This is a genomic window from Dongia sp. (genome assembly GCF_041909655.1).
GTDB lineage: Bacteria > Pseudomonadota > Alphaproteobacteria > Dongiales > Dongiaceae > Dongia.
The window spans coordinates 23,239-40,025 of record NZ_JAYRDA010000015.1 but is presented as its reverse complement, the minus strand read 5'-3'; the positions used below and the strand labels follow the sequence as shown (position 1 = coordinate 40,025).

The 16,787-nt window shown below is 60.5% G+C and carries 14 protein-coding genes; 5 read left to right on the top strand and 9 right to left on the bottom strand.

Annotated features, from left to right (window positions below; genetic code table 11):
- Positions 1 to 78: 78 nt before the first annotated feature.
- Positions 79 to 1,512: a homospermidine synthase gene (locus ACE3PR_RS19985; protein ID WP_374375715.1), complete on the top strand. Its 1,434-nt coding sequence runs from the start codon at positions 79 to 81 to the stop codon at positions 1,510 to 1,512.
- Between the two features lie 23 nt (positions 1,513 to 1,535).
- Here ACE3PR_RS19985 and ACE3PR_RS19980 read toward each other — a convergent pair whose 3' ends face one another.
- Positions 1,536 to 2,306, bottom strand: a complete 771-nt coding sequence (locus ACE3PR_RS19980) for a response regulator (RefSeq protein ID WP_374375712.1) — start codon at positions 2,304 to 2,306, stop codon at positions 1,536 to 1,538.
- Between the two features lie 72 nt (positions 2,307 to 2,378).
- Positions 2,379 to 3,995, bottom strand: a complete 1,617-nt coding sequence (locus ACE3PR_RS19975) for a GMC family oxidoreductase (RefSeq protein WP_374375709.1) — start codon at positions 3,993 to 3,995, stop codon at positions 2,379 to 2,381.
- A 284-nt stretch (positions 3,996 to 4,279) separates the two neighbouring features.
- Between ACE3PR_RS19975 and ACE3PR_RS19970 the strand changes: the two genes are divergently transcribed.
- Positions 4,280 to 5,365: an excisionase family DNA-binding protein gene (locus ACE3PR_RS19970; RefSeq protein ID WP_374375706.1), complete on the top strand. Its 1,086-nt coding sequence runs from the start codon at positions 4,280 to 4,282 to the stop codon at positions 5,363 to 5,365.
- On the opposite strand, the gene ACE3PR_RS19965 is transcribed toward ACE3PR_RS19970, so the two are convergent.
- The gene (locus ACE3PR_RS19965) at positions 5,362 to 6,270 is read right to left on the bottom strand and encodes a LysR family transcriptional regulator (RefSeq protein ID WP_374375703.1); all 909 of its coding nucleotides are present in this window, start codon (positions 6,268 to 6,270) and stop codon (positions 5,362 to 5,364) included. The two genes, ACE3PR_RS19970 and ACE3PR_RS19965, sit on opposite strands and share 4 nt — an antisense overlap.
- A 103-nt stretch (positions 6,271 to 6,373) precedes the next feature.
- On the opposite strand from ACE3PR_RS19965, the gene ACE3PR_RS19960 reads away from it, so the two are divergent.
- Positions 6,374 to 6,784: a RidA family protein gene (locus tag ACE3PR_RS19960; RefSeq protein WP_374375701.1), complete on the top strand. Its 411-nt coding sequence runs from the start codon at positions 6,374 to 6,376 to the stop codon at positions 6,782 to 6,784.
- A 4-nt stretch (positions 6,785 to 6,788) separates the two neighbouring features.
- Here the strand turns inward: ACE3PR_RS19960 and ACE3PR_RS19955 are convergent, their stop codons facing one another.
- The 5 genes from ACE3PR_RS19955 to ACE3PR_RS19935 form a co-directional block, all read right to left on the bottom strand.
- Positions 6,789 to 7,607 carry an ABC transporter permease gene (locus tag ACE3PR_RS19955; RefSeq protein WP_374375699.1) on the bottom strand — a complete coding sequence of 273 codons (819 nt, stop codon included), beginning with the start codon at positions 7,605 to 7,607 and terminating at the stop codon, positions 6,789 to 6,791.
- Complete coding sequence (locus tag ACE3PR_RS19950) at positions 7,604 to 8,467, bottom strand: ABC transporter permease (RefSeq protein ID WP_374375697.1); 864 nt, start codon at positions 8,465 to 8,467, stop codon at positions 7,604 to 7,606. The genes ACE3PR_RS19955 and ACE3PR_RS19950 overlap by 4 nt, the downstream gene beginning before the upstream one ends.
- 3 nt (positions 8,468 to 8,470) lie before the next feature.
- Positions 8,471 to 9,544 carry an ABC transporter ATP-binding protein gene (locus ACE3PR_RS19945; protein WP_374375695.1) on the bottom strand — a complete coding sequence of 358 codons (1,074 nt, stop codon included), beginning with the start codon at positions 9,542 to 9,544 and terminating at the stop codon, positions 8,471 to 8,473.
- A gap of 97 nt (positions 9,545 to 9,641) precedes the next feature.
- On the bottom strand, positions 9,642 to 10,790 hold the full coding sequence (locus tag ACE3PR_RS19940) for a PotD/PotF family extracellular solute-binding protein (RefSeq protein WP_374375693.1): 1,149 nt from the start codon (positions 10,788 to 10,790) through the stop codon (positions 9,642 to 9,644).
- Between the two features lie 49 nt (positions 10,791 to 10,839).
- Positions 10,840 to 12,108 carry an aspartate aminotransferase family protein gene (locus tag ACE3PR_RS19935; RefSeq protein ID WP_374375691.1) on the bottom strand — a complete coding sequence of 423 codons (1,269 nt, stop codon included), beginning with the start codon at positions 12,106 to 12,108 and terminating at the stop codon, positions 10,840 to 10,842.
- A 146-nt stretch (positions 12,109 to 12,254) separates the two neighbouring features.
- Between ACE3PR_RS19935 and ACE3PR_RS19930 the strand changes: the two genes are divergently transcribed.
- Positions 12,255 to 13,181: a LysR substrate-binding domain-containing protein gene (locus ACE3PR_RS19930; protein ID WP_374375689.1), complete on the top strand. Its 927-nt coding sequence runs from the start codon at positions 12,255 to 12,257 to the stop codon at positions 13,179 to 13,181.
- Between the two features lie 31 nt (positions 13,182 to 13,212).
- On the opposite strand, the gene ACE3PR_RS19925 is transcribed toward ACE3PR_RS19930, so the two are convergent.
- Positions 13,213 to 13,728 (bottom strand): single-stranded DNA-binding protein, encoded by a 516-nt coding sequence (locus ACE3PR_RS19925; RefSeq protein WP_374375687.1) that lies wholly within the window; start codon positions 13,726 to 13,728, stop codon positions 13,213 to 13,215.
- Between the two features lie 196 nt (positions 13,729 to 13,924).
- On the opposite strand from ACE3PR_RS19925, the gene uvrA reads away from it, so the two are divergent.
- Positions 13,925 to 16,786, top strand: a complete 2,862-nt coding sequence (gene uvrA, locus ACE3PR_RS19920; protein WP_374375685.1) for an excinuclease ABC subunit UvrA — start codon at positions 13,925 to 13,927, stop codon at positions 16,784 to 16,786.
- The last annotated feature ends 1 nt before the right edge of the window (position 16,787 follow it).

The window sequence follows — 16,787 nt, the reverse complement described above, 5'->3', positions numbered from 1 at the left end:
CCCATTCTGAAACGTTAGGGAAATCCGCCCGCCGGAGATTGTGAGGGCATACCTCGCATTTCCAAAGGAGACTTTCCCTTGTCATACCCCGCGATTTCTTCGGGAAAAAAGTACGTCACGTTTTTCGGCCGCATCGTCATTCTGGGCTTCGGCAGTATCGGCCAAGGCACATTGCCGCTCATCCTCCGGCATATCGATTGCGACCCGGTCAAAATTACAATCGTCACCGCCGATGAACGCGGCCGCGCCGAGGCCGAAGCCATGGGAATTGAATTCACCGTTCAACCTTTGACACGGGAAAACTATATCGAAATTCTCACCCCGCTGCTGGATGCTGGCGATTTTCTGTGCAACCTGTCCGTCGATGTCTCAAGCCTGGCATTGATGGAATTCTGTCATCGCCGGGGCGTTCTTTATCTCGACACCTGCATCGAACCCTGGTGCGGCGGCTATACGGATAACGCGCTCTCGCCGTCCGAGCGTTCGAACTATGCCTTGCGCGAGAGCGTCTTGGAGTTCCGGCGCAGGACCGGGGATGAAGGCCCCACTGCCGTCGTGACCCATGGCGCCAATCCCGGCCTGGTTTCCCATTTCGTGAAACAGGCGCTCCTCGATATCGCCCACGACACCGGCGTCGAGGCATCGCCGACGGGACGGAGCGGTTGGGCGGCACTCGCCGATCATCTCAACGTCAATGTGATTCATATCGCGGAACGGGACACCCAGGTTTCCAACCTGCCCAAGCAACCGGGGGAATTCGTCAATACCTGGTCGGTGGACGGATTCTTCAGCGAGGGGTCCCAACCGGCGGAACTCGGCTGGGGCAGCCATGAACGCCACTTCCCCACCGATGCCGGCCGACACAGCTTCGGCTGCGGTGCCGCGATCTATCTCAATCGCCAGGGCGCCGGCACCCGAATCCGCAGTTGGACGCCGCTTGAGGGGCCTTATCACGGATTTCTGGTCACGCATGGAGAATCGATCTCGATCGCCGATTACCTGACCCTGCGCAAGGGCCAGAATATCCTTTATCGGCCAACCGTCCACTATGCCTATCATCCCTGCGACGATGCGGTCCTGTCGTTGCACGAACTGGCCGGCAAGAACTGGAACCTGCAGCGCGAGAAGCGGATCTTGATGGACGAGATCACAGAAGGCGTCGACGAGCTCGGCGTTCTGCTGATGGGGCATGCCAAGGGCATCTATTGGTATGGCTCGGTTCTGTCGATCGAGGAAGCGCGCAAGCTGGCACCCTATCAGAACGCTACCAGCCTGCAGGTCACCATGCCGGTCGTGGCCGGCATGATCTGGGCGATGGAGAATCCCAATCGCGGATTGGTGGAACCCGACGAGATGGACCATGCGCGCATCCTCGAGATCACGCGGCCCTATCTCGGCAAGCTCGTCGGAACCTATGGTGACTGGACGCCGCTTCAGGGGCGCAATCCCCTGTTCCCGGAAGATGTCGACATGTCGGATCCTTGGCAGTTCAAGAACTTCCGCGTCGCCTGACAGCCCAGTCGGGCCGCGCCGGATCAGAAGGGCTCGACAAGCGCGGTGAAGGTGTAGCCGATTCCGCGCTCGGTCCTGATGATCTTCGGCGCGGCCGGGTCGGGTTCGAGCTTGCGCCGCAAACGCAGCACCTGCACATCGATACTGCGGTCGAAAATGTCTTCGTGGATGCGGGTGCTCTGCAGCAGGCATTCCCGGCTTAACGGCCGCTGCGGTGCGCCGAGGAAGGCCAGCAGCAAAGCGAATTCGCCTTTGGTGAGCGCCACCACTTCGCCGGCCGGATTGAGAAGCCGCCGGTCCCGCCGCTCCAACTGCCAGCCATTGAATCGGTAGCCGCCGCGCTGCGGGTCGCGCCCCCGCGCCAGCCGCCCGAATTCCTGCCGCCGCAGCACGGCCCGGACGCGGGCCAGCAATTCGCGCAGGCCGAATGGCTTGGTCAGATAATCGTCGGCGCCGAGTTCCAATCCGACCACCCGATCGACTTCATCGCTGCTATGGCCCGTCATGATGATGACCGGAACATCCGAATACGACCGGATCTCGCGCAGGACATCCAGGCCGTCATCCCGGCCAAGATGGATATCGAGCACGATCAAGCAGGGTGCCGGGCCCAAAAAATAGCGCGACATCTCCTGCCGGCTGGCGGCCCCGCGCACGGGAATGTTGTTCTCCTCGAAATAGCACGCAATCATCCGACGCATGACCGGATCGTCATCGACGACCAGGATATATCCGGCTTTCGGATGGACGGCCTTCGTAGGGGTGGACTCAACAGCATCATGGCCGTGAGGCATAACAAGCTCCGGTTTTGATGATGAGGCAAAGAACATTTCAAAATCTCCCGCAAGCGAGGCCGGGCCTTGGGCTCAGATACCGTAGGCGGCCTTGATCATGTCCGCAGCGCGCTCACCGATGACGACACAGGGCGCCATGGTGTTTCCGCTGGTGATTCTGGGCATGATCGAGGCATCGGCGATGCGCAGGTTCTCAATCCCGTGGACCTTGAGCCGAGCATCGACCACCGACATGGGATCGCGCCCCATTTTGGCGGTGCCACATTGATGCCAGTAAGTGACGGCCGCATTGCGGGCGAAGTTGCGCATGTCCTGATCATTCAGCTTGCCCGGCAGCGCCTCGCGGCTGACCAGCCCGCCGAAGGCGCTTTGGGCGCCGAGTTCCCGGCACAACGCGATATTGGCAAGCGCACAGTCGAGATCGTCCGGATGCGAAAGCGTGTTTGCCTCGATCAGGATCGGGTCATCGGGATTGGGGCCGGAGAGATGAAGGGAGCCGCGGCTTTTGGGATGTGCCAGCCCGGCAAACATCGTCCAGCCATGCGCGGGAATTCCCAAGGCCGCGGTTTCGGCACTCGGCGCCGGAAATTCGAGCTGACAATGGAACATGTCGGGGACATCCAGATGCGCCGCGCTCGACCAATACAACGTGGCCTCCGAGCCGCCATGGCCGATCTGCTGCGGCTTCTCATATTCGAAGATGCACCCAAACGAGACATGATCCTGGTGATTCCGGCCGATACCGGGCAGATGCTGGATCAGCGGGATGCCATGGCGCCCGAGTTCCGCCTCGGGTCCGATGCCGGATTGCATGAGCAGCTTGGGCGTGTTGACGGCACCCAGCGACAGAATGACTTCGTGGGCCGCCATGTACCGGCGCGGCTTTCCATCCGTGACCACCTCCACTCCCGCAACCGAATTTCCCGCGATGATCAGCTTGCTCACCAGGGCATGGGTCAGGATTGTGAGATTGGGCTGCGTGCGCAGCGGCTGGACATAGGAGCGAAAGATCGAGGCGCGCTGTCCATCGCGCACGATTAGATCGTTGATCGCCGCACCGCCACGCCCTTCCATCATCTCGCCATTGGGACTGTCGAAACGTGGCAGGCCCATGGCTTGCGCTGCCTCGACCATGGCGCGGGCGACGGGCTGCGGATCGACTGCCGATTGCACGAAGACCGGGCCGCCGGCACCGCGCCGCAAGGGATCGCTCGCACCCTGCCAATTCTCGACACGGCGATAAATTCCAAGAACGGCCTCGTAGCCCCAGGCGGGATCGCCCGCTTCCGCGGCGAAATGCTCCCAATCGTTCTTGTGGCCGCGTGCCCAGACCATGACGTTGATGCTGGAACCGCCGCCCAGCACCTTGCCCATACTGAGGGGAATGGCACGGCCGTTGAGATAGGGGTTGGGCTGTGCCGTGAACCCCCAATCGCGTTCCGAGCCGAGATTGGCCGGCCACGATCCCGGATTCATCACTTCCGGCACGTCGTCGCTGCCGCCCGCCTCAAGCAGCAGGACCCGGACCGCCGGATTCTCGGCCAAACGCGCTGCGACGACCGAACCTGCCGGGCCGGCGCCGCAGACAATGAAATCATAAGTATCGCGCTTGTCCACATTGCCCACTTGCGGGGCGTTATTGGGATCAATTGCTTGAGAGGAGGGATTATTATTGGGATTGGCGGTCATTATTGGATCATCCTGTGGATTATTTATGATTTACCCGGAGCGGTCGTCAGGCCCGCTGCGTCGCTCTGGTACAATGGCTTACGTATCGAATCTATCAAATATATCAAATAGGATTGATTTTTTTTAGATGCGCTCTAAACTCATAAAATCTTTGGAGATAAGCACACACTCCTATGGGCAAAACAGCCCAATAGACTCAAGGCGGTCAGAGCGCGATTTCGAGGCGAGGCTGGTGCGGCGTACAGCTATACTGTCGGTGGCTCGATATTCTTGATTGGTAAAGAATGAAAGACGACATTCTGACGACTTCCGAGACAGCCAAGTTATTGGGGGTGTCGGTACGCACGGCTCAGCTGCTGATCGAAGGCGGCGCGCTGACGTCGTGGAAGACGCCCGGCGGCCATCGGCGCGTCTATCGCGCCGACGTTCTGACCTTCATGGCCCGGAAGAGCACGCAGCTGCTCGACCTTTCCTCGGCGCGCCTCGTTCTGCTGGCATCCGCGGAACGACTGACGATGCTCGAGACGGTTCTTGCCGCGATCGGCGGCTGCTCGGTGGAGAGCTATACAGACCCCGTCGCGGCATCCTTCGCGATGGGTGCGCGCGCTCCGGCTGTGGTCATTGCCGATATGACGGAAGAAACCGGCAATCGATTGTCCTTTCTGGAATATGCCGCGCTCAATCCAGCACTCCGGCAAACGAAGCTTGTTGCGTTGGGGGGCCTTTCCTCCGAGGGGTCGGATCTCCTGTCATCCCGCTTGCACGCCCGCGTCATGGATCCGCAGGAGCTTGCCAATATTGTACGGGCGGCATTGCAGGACGTTACCAAATCGGAAGACATCTTTTCAGCGGCCCCCGCCTTTCCCGTCGCGGTGAATGAGGGACAGCGCCTCGCCGCCGTGGAGCGATCCGGCCTGCTGGCAATGGGGCGCGAGGAAATCTTCGACCAGTTGACCTGGCTGGCAAGCTACAGCCTCAAGGCGCCGATCGCCTTGATCTCGATGCTGACCGCCACGCACCAGTTGTTCAAATCGCGCCACGGTCTCGCACTCACGAAGACGCCGAGAAGCTGGGCTTTCTGCAATTACACCATCTTGCAGAGGGGCGTGTTCACCATCGGCGATCTGTCGGGAGATGCACGGTTTGCCGGCAATCCGGCCGTGAAGGATGCGCCGCATTTCCGCTTTTATGCCGGCGCGCCGGTCATCGATCCGGACGGATTTGCGCTGGCGTCGCTCTGCATCATCGATACCGAACCGCGCGTTCTGGACAAGGATCAGACGCAGACCCTGCAATTGCTGGCGAAATTCGCCTCGAGCGAAGTCGGCGCGCGCGCCTTCCAGGAGACGAGGCCGCTCATCAACGCCTAGGCGTTCGACCCGGTCTTGCTTGCGTCTCTGACGACATCCAGAAAGGCACGCAGGGCCGGCGGCACGGCCCGGTGCCCCGGATAATAGACCGCCAGCGCTTCCGCGCCCGGCATCCAGGACACGAGAACCGCGCGCAACTGTCCCGCGGCGAGAGCCGCCGCCGCGGCCGGACCTGCGACATAGGCAATGCCCAATCCCTTGACGGCCGCTTCCACCATCAATTCCTCGTCGTCGAGAAGGATGGAGGCGGTGGTGTCGATCGTCAGTTCCTGGCCGGCCCGTGCGAACTCCCAGCGGTAGAGCTTGCCGCTCGGCAGGCGATGGCCGATGCAGCGGTGGCGTTTCAGATCCTCAGGCGTTTTCGGAACACCGGCGCGATCGAGATAAGCGGGCGACGCCACACAGATGAAGCGTACCGGCGCGCCCAGCGGGACGGCGATCATATCCTTCGGAATGGAATCGGCGAGGCGCATGCCGGCATCGAAGCCGGCTGAAACAATGTCGATCAGCAGCCCCTGGACGACGACATCCACAATCACGTCGGGAAAGCGCTCCGACATCAGGGGAAGAACGTCGCGGACGAGAAGTGCCGCCGCCAGGCGCGGGGCGTTGATGCGGACGGTGCCGGCTACCTTGCCGCGGAAGGCGGCGACGCTATCCAGGGCCTCGTCCAGCGAGGCCAGGGCCGATTGAAGGTGGCCGAGCAATTGGAACCCGGCCTCGGTCGGCGAAACGCTGCGGGTCGTGCGATTGAGCAGCCGCACCCCCATGCGTTCCTCGAGAGCGCGCATCGCATGACTCAGGGTGGAGGGCGCCGTGCCGAGCTCGTCCGCCGCGCGGCGAAAGCTGCGGTGGGTGGCAACGGCCACGAAGGCGTTGAGATCGTTGAGCGACGGTCGAGACATTGCTGGTAATTTTGCATCAACCTGTACGGATTTCAATGCCTAGTCATCGCAATCGCAGAACCCTATCTCGAGGGCTGTACTTGTCCCCCGAAAGGAAACCGTGATGTCTCAAGCCGTTAAATCACCCAAGCGCGACGCCGTCTTCCCCGCCGACCGCCATGCCCTCTACGATCTGCATCAATATTCGGCGGCGATCCGCTCAGGCGACATGCTCTTCGTCTCCGGCCAGGTCGGCAGCCGTGCGGACGGCTCGCCCGAACCGGTCTTCGCCGACCAGGTGCGCCGGGCGTTTGCCAATTTGAAGGCCGTGCTGGCGGCCGCCGGGCTCAGCTTCGACGATGTGGTGGATGTGACCAGCTTCCACACCGATCCCGAAAAACAATTCGAGACCATGCTTGCCATCCGCGCCGAGGAAATCGGCGAGGCGCCCTATCCCACCTGGACGGCAGTGGGCGTCACCTGGCTCGCGGGCTTCGATTTTGAAATCAAGGCTATCGCGCGGATTCCTGAATAGCTCGCTAGGCCGCCTCATGCCCGGCCTGCCGGGTCTTGTCAGCGCGGATGAGCCAATAGAGGAGCGCTATGGCGATGAAGACCGCCATGTTGATGATTGAGGACAGGGCATAGAGCTCGGGCTTCACGCCATAGCGCAGGGCGCCCCAGGCCACGGACGGCATGGTCGGCGTCGCCCCCAGGAGATAGAAGGAAATGTCGAGACCATTGAGAGAGAGCACGAAGGCGCAGATCAGGCTGCTGAGAATTCCGGACCATGTCAGCGGCAGCATCACCTCGAAAAAGGAGCGGAGCGGTGAGGCGCCACAGACCAGCGCCGCCTCATTCATCCGCCAATCATACTTGTAGAACAGCGATGCCATGATCAAGAAACAGAAGCTGAAACAATGCACGGCATTGGCGATGATGGCCGCCATCATGTTTCCGGCGACGCCAAAGACGAGATAATAGAGCGACATGCTGGCGATCCCGAGCAGGATCTCGGAGACGAACAACGGTGCAGCAAAGAAGATCGCATAGACCAGAGCGCGCCGGCCAGCAAAGCGCAGAATGCCGATTGTGGCGACGAATGCCAGCACCGTTGCCAGAATAGCCGTCGAGGTCGCGATGGTTAGACTGTTCAAGAAGGCGCTTTGATAGATGGTATTGGTATAGAGCCGGACGTAACTCGAAAAATTGAACTCCGGCGGATAGGGAAAGTTCGGCCGCGACGACATCGATGCGAACAGAATATGCATGATCGGAAGATAGAGGAAGACATAGGCAACGATCAGAATCGCGGCGAGCGACCATTTTGCCAGAAAGTCGCGATCCATCCGCATCATTGTCTACCCATGCCGGTGAACCCGGTCCGGCGCAGATTGACGCCAAGGCTGAGCACCACAAGGGCAATGACCGAAAATACAAACAGCACCACACCCATCGCTGCCCCCAGCGCCCAAGTACCGGATTCACCGAATTGCTGTGCCATCGACATGCCATAGAGCGTGCCGTCCGGCCCACCCAGGAAGCGCGGCACCAGAGAGGCCGACAGGGTAGGAATGAAACTCAGCAGGAAACCGATGATGGTGCCGGACAGGTTGAGCGGCCAGACGATCTCCATGAAAACGCGCATGCGCCCTGCCCCACACGCACTGGCGGCGCTGGTCAGCCGGAAGTCAAAATTGAGCAGCGACAGATAGATCGTCGTCACGACAAGCGGCAGATAAAGATAGACAAAGGCGATGAAGGACGCCGCGTTGGAATACATGATGAAGCGCAGCGGAGCCATCCCCATGCGAATGAAAGCACCGTTTACAAGACCCGCCGGCCCGAGAATTCCCTGAAGCGCGATCAGCCGCAACACTTCGCCCGACAGGAATGGAATAACCAGCAGCAGCGACAGGATGAGTTTATAGCGGCCGCCATACCGGACGATGAAATAGGCAATTGGCCAGGAGACCAGCACCAGAAAGACCGATACACCCAGCGCCATCAGCAGGGAGCGGAAGAAGAAAGTAACATAGGCCGTTTCGGTCGCCAGCGTTGCATAGTTAAGCAGCGACCATTCGCGAATGATTTTGTAGTTTTCAGTCTGCCAGAAACTGAGCACCACCAGCGCAATCAGCGGCACAACGAAAAACAGGATCAGAAACAGCACCGGAATATTGAGGAAAAGTCGCTGCCTGGCATAGGGACCAAACATCACCTACTCCGCCGCAAACACATGGCATTGCCCCGCATCCCAGGAAAGGGAGAGAGACGCACCCAGGGGCAAAGGATCGACGCGTTTCGGTTGGACGGCGATAATGCGTTCCCGGCCGCCGGTTTCAAGAATGTATTCAAGGAACGGACCGCGCAAGACAACATCGCCGACGACGCAAGGAATGCCCGCCCGCCCTTCCGCCGCCGGGTGGAGGTCAAACCGCTCGTTCTTGACGAATATCTCGACCGCCATGCCCGGCCGGTGCAGGCCCGTCGCCGCGTTGGCAACGGCATAATCATGATCAGCCAGCTTTATGAAGCCGCCGGTCGGATCAACCACGCCGGCAAATTTCGTCGATTTGCCGACAAAGCGCGCGACGAAAGGCGTTTGCGGCCGATCATATATCGCCTGCCGCTCACCATAGGCTTCCAGCCTGCCACGATGGATGACCGCGACGCGGTCGCTCATGCTGAGTGCTTCTTCCTGGTTATGGGTGACGTAAACGAAAGGAATGCCCAGCTGCTTCTGATAGCGGCGGATTTCCACCTCCATCTCCTGCCGCAGCTCTCGGTCGAGATTGGCGAGCGGCTCGTCGAGCAGCAGAAGCGTGGGATGTGCCACGAGACCGCGCCCGAGTGCCACGCGCTGCTGCTGTCCACCGGAGAGCTGGTTCGGGTAGCGATCCATCAACCCATTCAGGGAAAGCACGCCCTCAACCCAGGCCAGCCGGTCGGCAATCTTCTGCGGCGTTTCCTTGGTCATGCGCAAGGGGAAGGCGAGGTTCTCCCGAACCGTCCGGTGTGGGAAAAGCAGAAACTCCTGGAATACCATGCCGATACCGCGCTTGTGGGGCGGCAGTTCGGTCACATCTTCGCCCTTGATATAGATGCGGCCGGTGGTCGGCCGGTCGAGACCAGCGATCAGGCGCAGCAGCGTGCTCTTGCCCGAACCACTGGGGCCAAGGATCGCGATGAATTCATGCTTTTCAATATCAATGCTGAGATCATCGAGCGCGCGGACGGGTCCGTATCGGCGCGAGACCTGGTCAATGCGGATATAGGGACCCTCGGAAGTCATCAATCATCGCCCTAAAAATGCCATGGCACGCCTGTCGGAAAGGATGCACCTCTCCGACAGGCCTTTCCTGCAAACTAAACGTTCATGTAGCGGTTGCTCAAGCTGCCTGAACGTTGGACCAGATGCGTTCCCATTTTTCGGGCGATGATGGTTGGTCGAACATGAAAAGGTCGGCAATCTCGCTGGAGCGGTCCATCAGATAGAGCTTGCGCTCCTCTTCCGAGGAGATCGCGCGCAGATCGATTGTGGCCGAGCAGCCGGCAACCTCGCCGATCCGCTTCATGATGGCGGGAGAAATCATTTCGTTGATGAAGCTGTTGCAGAGATCGAGATGCGCGCCATCCGCAACACCGGAAGTCACCAACCAGGTATCCACCCAGCCCAGTCCGCCCTCCTTCATCTTCAGGGCGTGGCGGAAGTCACCGATCGGCGCGCCATCCTTGCTGGTCAGGAGCTGACGAAACACCTGAGCGAACTCGGTCGCCGCCACAACGGCACCGCTTTGCAGCAACTGGAAGAGGGTCGGATTATCCTGGTAGCGCGTGAGCAAAAGACCCTTTTGCTCGATCAGAAGTTTCTGCACGCCATCCAGTTCCGCATCGGTGAGAACATAGGGATTGAATGGCTTGCCATCGGGGCGCTCGCTATTCCGCGTCCCCATCTGCTCGGTTACCAGCAGGGCGACAAGGGCGATATTCTCCTCAAACCGGGCGCTGGTCGCCAGGCGACCGCTGAGATCGGCGTTGAACATGCATTGGATCGTTTCGGTCTTTTCCGGCGCCACTACATTGGCATCATAGGTGATGCCATAGGCACCCCAGCAGAACGGATAGCCGATCTTTGCACCGGAGACCGGGTCGGACAGGACCTTGAATTTTTCGGCATGGAATTCCGGCAGGTAATTGCCTGAATTACTGAGCGCCGCATAATCCACCGCGCGGATCAGTCCTTCGCGGAAATAAAGCTGGGGCCAGAAGCCATCCGCCTGGACCAGGTCGAACTCCTTGGCGCCGCCGACCCGAAGCTTGTTATAAGCCTCGGAATTGCCATCGAAGAAGGTGCCGACGAATTTGACGTTATTCTCTTCCTCGAACTTGGTAATCACGTCGGGAAGCACATAGGCCTCCCACATCAATGCCCGCAGCTGGGTGGGTGCCGCCCAGGACGGACGAACAAACGGCATGGATATCGCCGCCGCGGCCGTACCGGCGAGCATGGAGCGTCGCGTCACTTTCCGATTGAACATGTCAGATCTCCCTGTTTCTAGTTGGGCGTAAATCGCCTGTTGTTTTCAGTTATGCAATTCCATCAGCCTCGATCGATCCCAACACCTCATCCAGTATATCCAAGGCATGCGACATCTGTTCATGAGTGCAGTCGAGCGGCGGCTTCACTTTGATGAGATTGCCAAGGCCGGCGTAACGACTTTCTCCGAACAGCACGCCCTTCGCCGCGCCGCGTCGATATACTTCGGACGCCGCCTTGCGGGCGGGTTCCTTGGTCTGCCGGTCCTTGACCAATTCGACGGAGACAAAGAGGCCAGGCCCGCGCACATGGCCAATCAGCTTGCGGCGCTCCGACATTTCCGCCAAACGCTGGGTTGCGTAAGCTCCATGTTCACGCGCCTTGTCACAAAGGCCGTCAGAAATGATTGCATCAACGGTGGCGACAGCCGCCGCCATGGCGACCGGAAACTGGCCGAAGGTAAGCGCGTCCTCGCCCGATTCAAAACCCTGCAGACGGTCGCTGGCGAAGATACCCGCCAGCGGAAAACCACCACCGACACCTTTCCCGAAGGTCATGATGTCCGGGACGATGCCGTACAGATCAGCAGCAAACATTTTGCCGGTGCGGCCGAAGCAGCTTTGGATCTCGTCCCAGATCAGGACGATGTCGTGACGATCACAGATGTCGCGAACGCCTTTCAGGAAGGAGAGCGGCAGTTCGATATGGCCACCATTTCCCATGATGGGTTCCAGCATGATGGCAGCAACGCCGCCATCGACACCCTTGGCGATCGTCTCCTCCAGCAGATACAGGCAGAGCTTCGATTCAGCCTCGACATCCATGCCGAGGCGCGGGCGATAGGGGTCGGGATGCGGCACGCGCACGAAACGTGGCTGGATCGGCAGGAAGGGGTTGTCGGGATGCGGCCAACTCGCCGCCATGGTGGTGATGGATCGGCCATGATAAGCGTCTTGCAACACAATGAGGTTGTGCCGCCCCGGTTTGTTCTTGAAGGCAAGCTTGATCGCCATCTCGACTGCAAGGCTGCCATGAAGGCAATAGCCGATGCGGTTGAGGTCGCCCGGCGCAATCTGGCGCAATTTCGCGGTCAGTTCCAGAAGCGGCAGCGTGTTGAAGTTCGGGCGTGCATGGGTGATTTCCTGCATCTGGGCGATGGCTGCCTTCACCACCCGCGGGTCGTTCGCGCCGAGATTGTTGGACCAGGCCTGGGACGTACAATCAAGGTATTCGCGGCCCTGATCATCCCAAACCAGGGAACCCCGCGCGCGCACCAGGGTGATCTTTCCCTCATCGCCCTCGAGCGGGTCATGAATCAATGACCTCTTACCTAGAGCATGTATATTTTTATCAGTGATTGCAGCTACTTGCCCGGTATTCATCGACGCATTTCCTCTGACATTTGTGCATCGATTATTCAGGGAAGCGCATTGACAACAAGGACGATTACCTGAAGGATTAATTCATGTCTCTTATGAATATCCAGTTCAGGCACGTCCGGTGCTTCATCGCCGTGGCAACGGAGAAGAGTTTTGCGCGGGCTGCCACCCGGCTCGGCGTATCGCAGCCGGCCCTGTCACAGACCATCCTGCAGTTGGAAGAGACACTGGGATTCGCGGTTTTTCAGCGCACGACGCGGAATGTCAGCCTGACGGCCTATGGCGAAACGCTGCTGGCAAAGGCCAAGCACCTCGCCCAGGAGATGGACGGCTTTCATGCCAGCATCAAATCGCTGCAGCAATCCATGCATAACGAGTTGCGCGTCGGCTACCTGATCGGTACCGGCGTTGAGCTGTTGCCGGGTATCGCAGAAGAGTTCGAGCGGCGCCGGTCGCAGGCCTCGCTGCAATTCATCGAGTTTGACTTCCACAATCCCGATGCCGGCTTGCTCGGCAATTCGGTCGATTGCGGCATTATCCGACCGCCGACCGAGCTCAGCGAGGACATCAGGACCGTCGAATTGTTCCGTGAAAAGTGCGTGGTTTGCCTGGCGCCGGACCATCCGTTGGCGCAGCGCGAGAAGGTTCTGCTCGCGGATATCCTGGACGAGCCGATCATCGCCGCCCCAGGCAACGGCATTTGGCGGGATTACTGGCTGGCGACGCAATACCGCAACGGCAACCCACCCAGGGTCGTGTTTGAAACCGCCACTGTCGATGCAGAGCTGCGTGCCGTGGCGACCCGGAAGGGAATCAGCATCACCGCGGAGAGCACGGCAAAGTACTATGCCAGGCCCGGTGTCGTGTTCCGGGTCATTGAGGACATGGAAGAATGTGCCATCGCGATCGGCTATCGCGATTCCGCCAATGCGCTGGTGGCGGATTTAATCGCCACCGCCAAGGATGTGGCGGGGCGCTATCTGCAAACATTGGACAAGAGACACCCGGCCTGACGGCCGGGTGTCTGAAGCAAACGTTCCGAGGTCAGAACGGAATATCGTCGTCGAGGTCGCCGCCGCGGGCACCGCCGCCGCCGCCGGATGAGCCGCCGCCGAAGCCGCCGCCAGAGCTGCCGCCGCCATATCCACCACCACTGCCGCCGCCGTAATCGCCGCCGTTATCGGCCATGCCGCCGCCACCGCCTTCGCCCTTGCCGTCGAGCATGGTGAGTTCGCCGCGGAAACGCTGCAGCACGACTTCGGTGGTGTATTTCTCGGCACCCGATTGGTCGGTCCATTTGCGGGTCTGCAACTGGCCTTCGATATAGAGCTTGGAGCCCTTCTTCAGGAAGCGCTCGGCCACGTCGACCAGGCGTTCGTTGAAGATCACGACGCGGTGCCATTCGGTCTTTTCGCGGCGCTCGCCCGAGCTCTTGTCGCGCCAGCTTTCCGAGGTCGCGACCGAAAGATTGGCCACCTTGGTGCCGTCCTGGGTCGAGCGGATTTCCGGGTCGCGTCCCAAATTGCCGACGAGAATAACCTTGTTGACGCTGCCCGCCATGAATGTAGCCCCCTGCTCAAAAACCGATGCGTGAATGCGCTCGTATAGCGCGTCGCCGGCTCCTTTCCTAGCACCGAGATCAGAAGAACAAAAGGGGTATTACACCCGCGCGATCACGGTTATGATGCGCCCTTGCTGCGGTACAGCATGGCCGCCGATTCTGCCTCTTTTGCCCCAGGTCCCCATGGCTAACCAGTTGACTGGTAACAAGATTTCCGTGCGCGGCGCGCGCGAGCACAATCTCAAGAACGTCGATGTCGACATCCCCCGCGACAGCCTTGTCGTGATCACCGGCCTTTCCGGCTCCGGGAAGTCGTCTTTGGCCTTCGACACGATCTATGCCGAAGGGCAAAGGCGCTATGTCGAGAGCCTCTCGGCCTATGCCCGGCAGTTCCTGGAATTGATGCAGAAGCCGGACGTCGATTCGATCGACGGCCTCTCGCCCGCGATCTCGATCGAGCAGAAAACCACCTCGAAGAATCCGCGCTCGACCGTGGGCACGGTGACCGAGATCTACGATTACATGCGCCTGCTCTTCGCGCGCATCGGCATCCCCTATTCGCCGGCGACGGGTCTGCCCATCGAGAGTCAGACGATCAGCCAAATGGTCGACCGGATCATGGCCCTGCCCGAAGGCACGCGCCTGTTGCTCCTCGCCCCCATCGCACGCGGCCGCAAGGGCGAGTACCGGAAGGAATTCCAGGATTTGCAGAAGCGCGGCTTCCAGCGCGTGCGGGTCGACGGCAAGATCCATGAGATCGCCGAGGTGCCCAATCTCAACAAGAAGCTGAAACACGATATCGAGGTGGTGGTCGACCGCATCGCCGTGAAACCCGGTCTTGAGACGCGCCTGGCCGGCAGCGTCGAGACGGCTTTGGGCCTGGCCGACGGTTTGCTCTTCGCCGATTACGCCGACAAGCCGGGCGAGCGGATTCTGTTCTCCTCGCGCTTCGCCTGCCCCGTCTCGGGTTTCACGATCGACGAAATCGAGCCGCGCCTCTTTTCGTTCAACAACCCCTTCGGCGCCTGCCCCGTCTGCGATGGATTGGGATCGAAACTCTATTTCGATCCCGAGATGGTGGTGCCGGACAGTTCGAAGACCCTGCGCGATGGCGCCATCGCGCCCTGGGCAAGCTCGACCTCCTCCTATTACACCCAGGCGCTGGAGAGCCTTGCCAAGCATTTCAAGTTCTCGCTGGGGACCGCCTGGAAGGATCTGCCGAAGAAGACCCGCGACATGATCCTGTTCGGCTCGGGCGAGGAATCCGTCACCATGTCCTTCGATGACGGCACGCGCTCCTACAAGACGACGCGGCCATTCGAGGGTGTCATCACCAATATGGAGCGCCGCTTCCGCGAGACGGACAGCGCCTGGGTGCGCGAGGAATTGGGCCGCTTCCAATCCACCAGCCCCTGCGAGGCCTGCGAGGGGAAGCGCCTGAAGCCGGAAGCGCTCGCGGTCAAGATCGACAAGAAGCACATCGCCGAGGTCGCTGACATGTCGATCCTGCAGGCGGCGGATTGGTTCGGGGGCCTGGCGAAAAAGCTCACCAAGAAACAGAACGACATCGCCTATCGCATCTTGAAGGAAATCAACGAGCGGCTGGGCTTCCTCAATTCCGTGGGCCTCGAATACCTCACCCTCTCCCGCGCTTCGGCGACGTTGTCTGGCGGCGAGAGCCAGCGCATCCGCCTCGCCTCCCAGATCGGCTCGGGCCTGACCGGCGTGCTCTATGTGCTGGACGAACCCTCGATCGGCCTCCATCAGCGCGACAACGACCGATTGCTCGCAACGTTGAAGCGCCTCCGCGATCTCGGCAACACCGTGCTTGTGGTCGAGCATGACGAGGATGCGATCCGCAACGCCGATTACCTGATCGATATGGGTCCCGCCGCCGGCATCCATGGCGGCACGGTGGTGGCGCAGGGAACGCCGGCCGAGGTGATGAAGACGGACAGCCTCACCGCGCAATATCTCAACGGCAAACGTTCGATTCCGATCCCGTCGGAGCGGCGCAAGGGTGCTGGCAAGCAGGCGAAGCTCCGCATCGTCGGCGCCAAGCACAACAATCTCAAGAACATCAGCGTCGATATTCCGCTGGGCACCATGACCTGTGTCACCGGCGTCTCGGGCGGCGGCAAATCGACCCTCATCATCGAGACGCTCTATAACGCGCTCGCCAAACGCCTCCATGACGCGCGCACGCATCCGGGCGAGCATGACCGCATCGAGGGCATCGAGTTCCTCGACAAGGTGATCGATATCGACCAATCGCCGATCGGCCGCACGCCGCGCTCGAACCCGGCCACCTATACCGGCGCCTTCACGCCGATCCGCGACTGGTTCGCCGGATTGCCCGAGGCGCAGGCGCGCGGCTACAAGCCCGGCCGCTTCTCGTTCAACGTCAAGGGCGGGCGCTGTGAATCCTGCGAGGGCGACGGCGTCATCAAGATCGAGATGCATTTCCTGCCCGACGTCTATGTGCAATGCGACCAATGCAAGGGCACGCGCTATAACCGCGAAACCCTGGAAGTGCATTTCAAGAACAAATCCATCGCCGATGTGCTCGAGATGACGGTCGAGGAAGGTGTCGATTTCTTCAAGGCGGTGCCTGCGATCCGCGACAAGCTCGCCATGCTCAATCAGGTGGGCCTCGGCTATGTCCATATCGGCCAGGCTGCGACCACACTCTCGGGCGGCGAAGCGCAGCGCGTGAAACTCGCCAAGGAACTCTCGCGCCGCGCCACCGGCCGCACGCTCTATATCCTCGACGAGCCCACGACGGGCCTCCATTTCGAGGATGTGCGAAAGCTGTTGGAAGTGCTGCAGCACCTGGTCGACCAGGGCAACACCATCGTCGTGATCGAGCACAATCTCGAGGTCATCAAGGTGGCCGACTGGATCATCGATCTCGGCCCCGAAGGCGGCGACAAAGGCGGCCGCATCGTCGCCGAAGGCACGCCGGAAGATGTCGCCGATACGCCGGGGAGCTATACGGGGCGGTATCTGGCGCCGTATTTGAGCAAGCGCGAGAAGAAAAAGACGGCGAAGGGGTAGA

Bases quoted from the DNA above. Each gene is read 5' to 3' on its own strand.
- ACE3PR_RS19940 (WP_374375693.1), bottom strand. From the start codon at position 10,790: ATGTTCAATCGGAAAGTGACGCGACGCTCCATGCTCGCCGGTACGGCC.
- ACE3PR_RS19965 (WP_374375703.1), bottom strand. From the start codon at position 6,270: ATGTCTCGACCGTCGCTCAACGATCTCAACGCCTTCGTGGCCGTTGCC.
- ACE3PR_RS19955 (WP_374375699.1), bottom strand. From the start codon at position 7,607: ATGATGCGGATGGATCGCGACTTTCTGGCAAAATGGTCGCTCGCCGCG.
- ACE3PR_RS19945 (WP_374375695.1), bottom strand. From the start codon at position 9,544: ATGACTTCCGAGGGTCCCTATATCCGCATTGACCAGGTCTCGCGCCGA.
- ACE3PR_RS19975 (WP_374375709.1), bottom strand. From the start codon at position 3,995: ATGACCGCCAATCCCAATAATAATCCCTCCTCTCAAGCAATTGATCCC.
- ACE3PR_RS19980 (WP_374375712.1), bottom strand. From the start codon at position 2,306: ATGCCTCACGGCCATGATGCTGTTGAGTCCACCCCTACGAAGGCCGTC.
- ACE3PR_RS19970 (WP_374375706.1), top strand. From the start codon at position 4,280: ATGAAAGACGACATTCTGACGACTTCCGAGACAGCCAAGTTATTGGGG.
- ACE3PR_RS19960 (WP_374375701.1), top strand. From the start codon at position 6,374: ATGTCTCAAGCCGTTAAATCACCCAAGCGCGACGCCGTCTTCCCCGCC.
- ACE3PR_RS19930 (WP_374375689.1), top strand. From the start codon at position 12,255: ATGTCTCTTATGAATATCCAGTTCAGGCACGTCCGGTGCTTCATCGCC.
- ACE3PR_RS19950 (WP_374375697.1), bottom strand. From the start codon at position 8,467: ATGTTTGGTCCCTATGCCAGGCAGCGACTTTTCCTCAATATTCCGGTG.
- ACE3PR_RS19925 (WP_374375687.1), bottom strand. From the start codon at position 13,728: ATGGCGGGCAGCGTCAACAAGGTTATTCTCGTCGGCAATTTGGGACGC.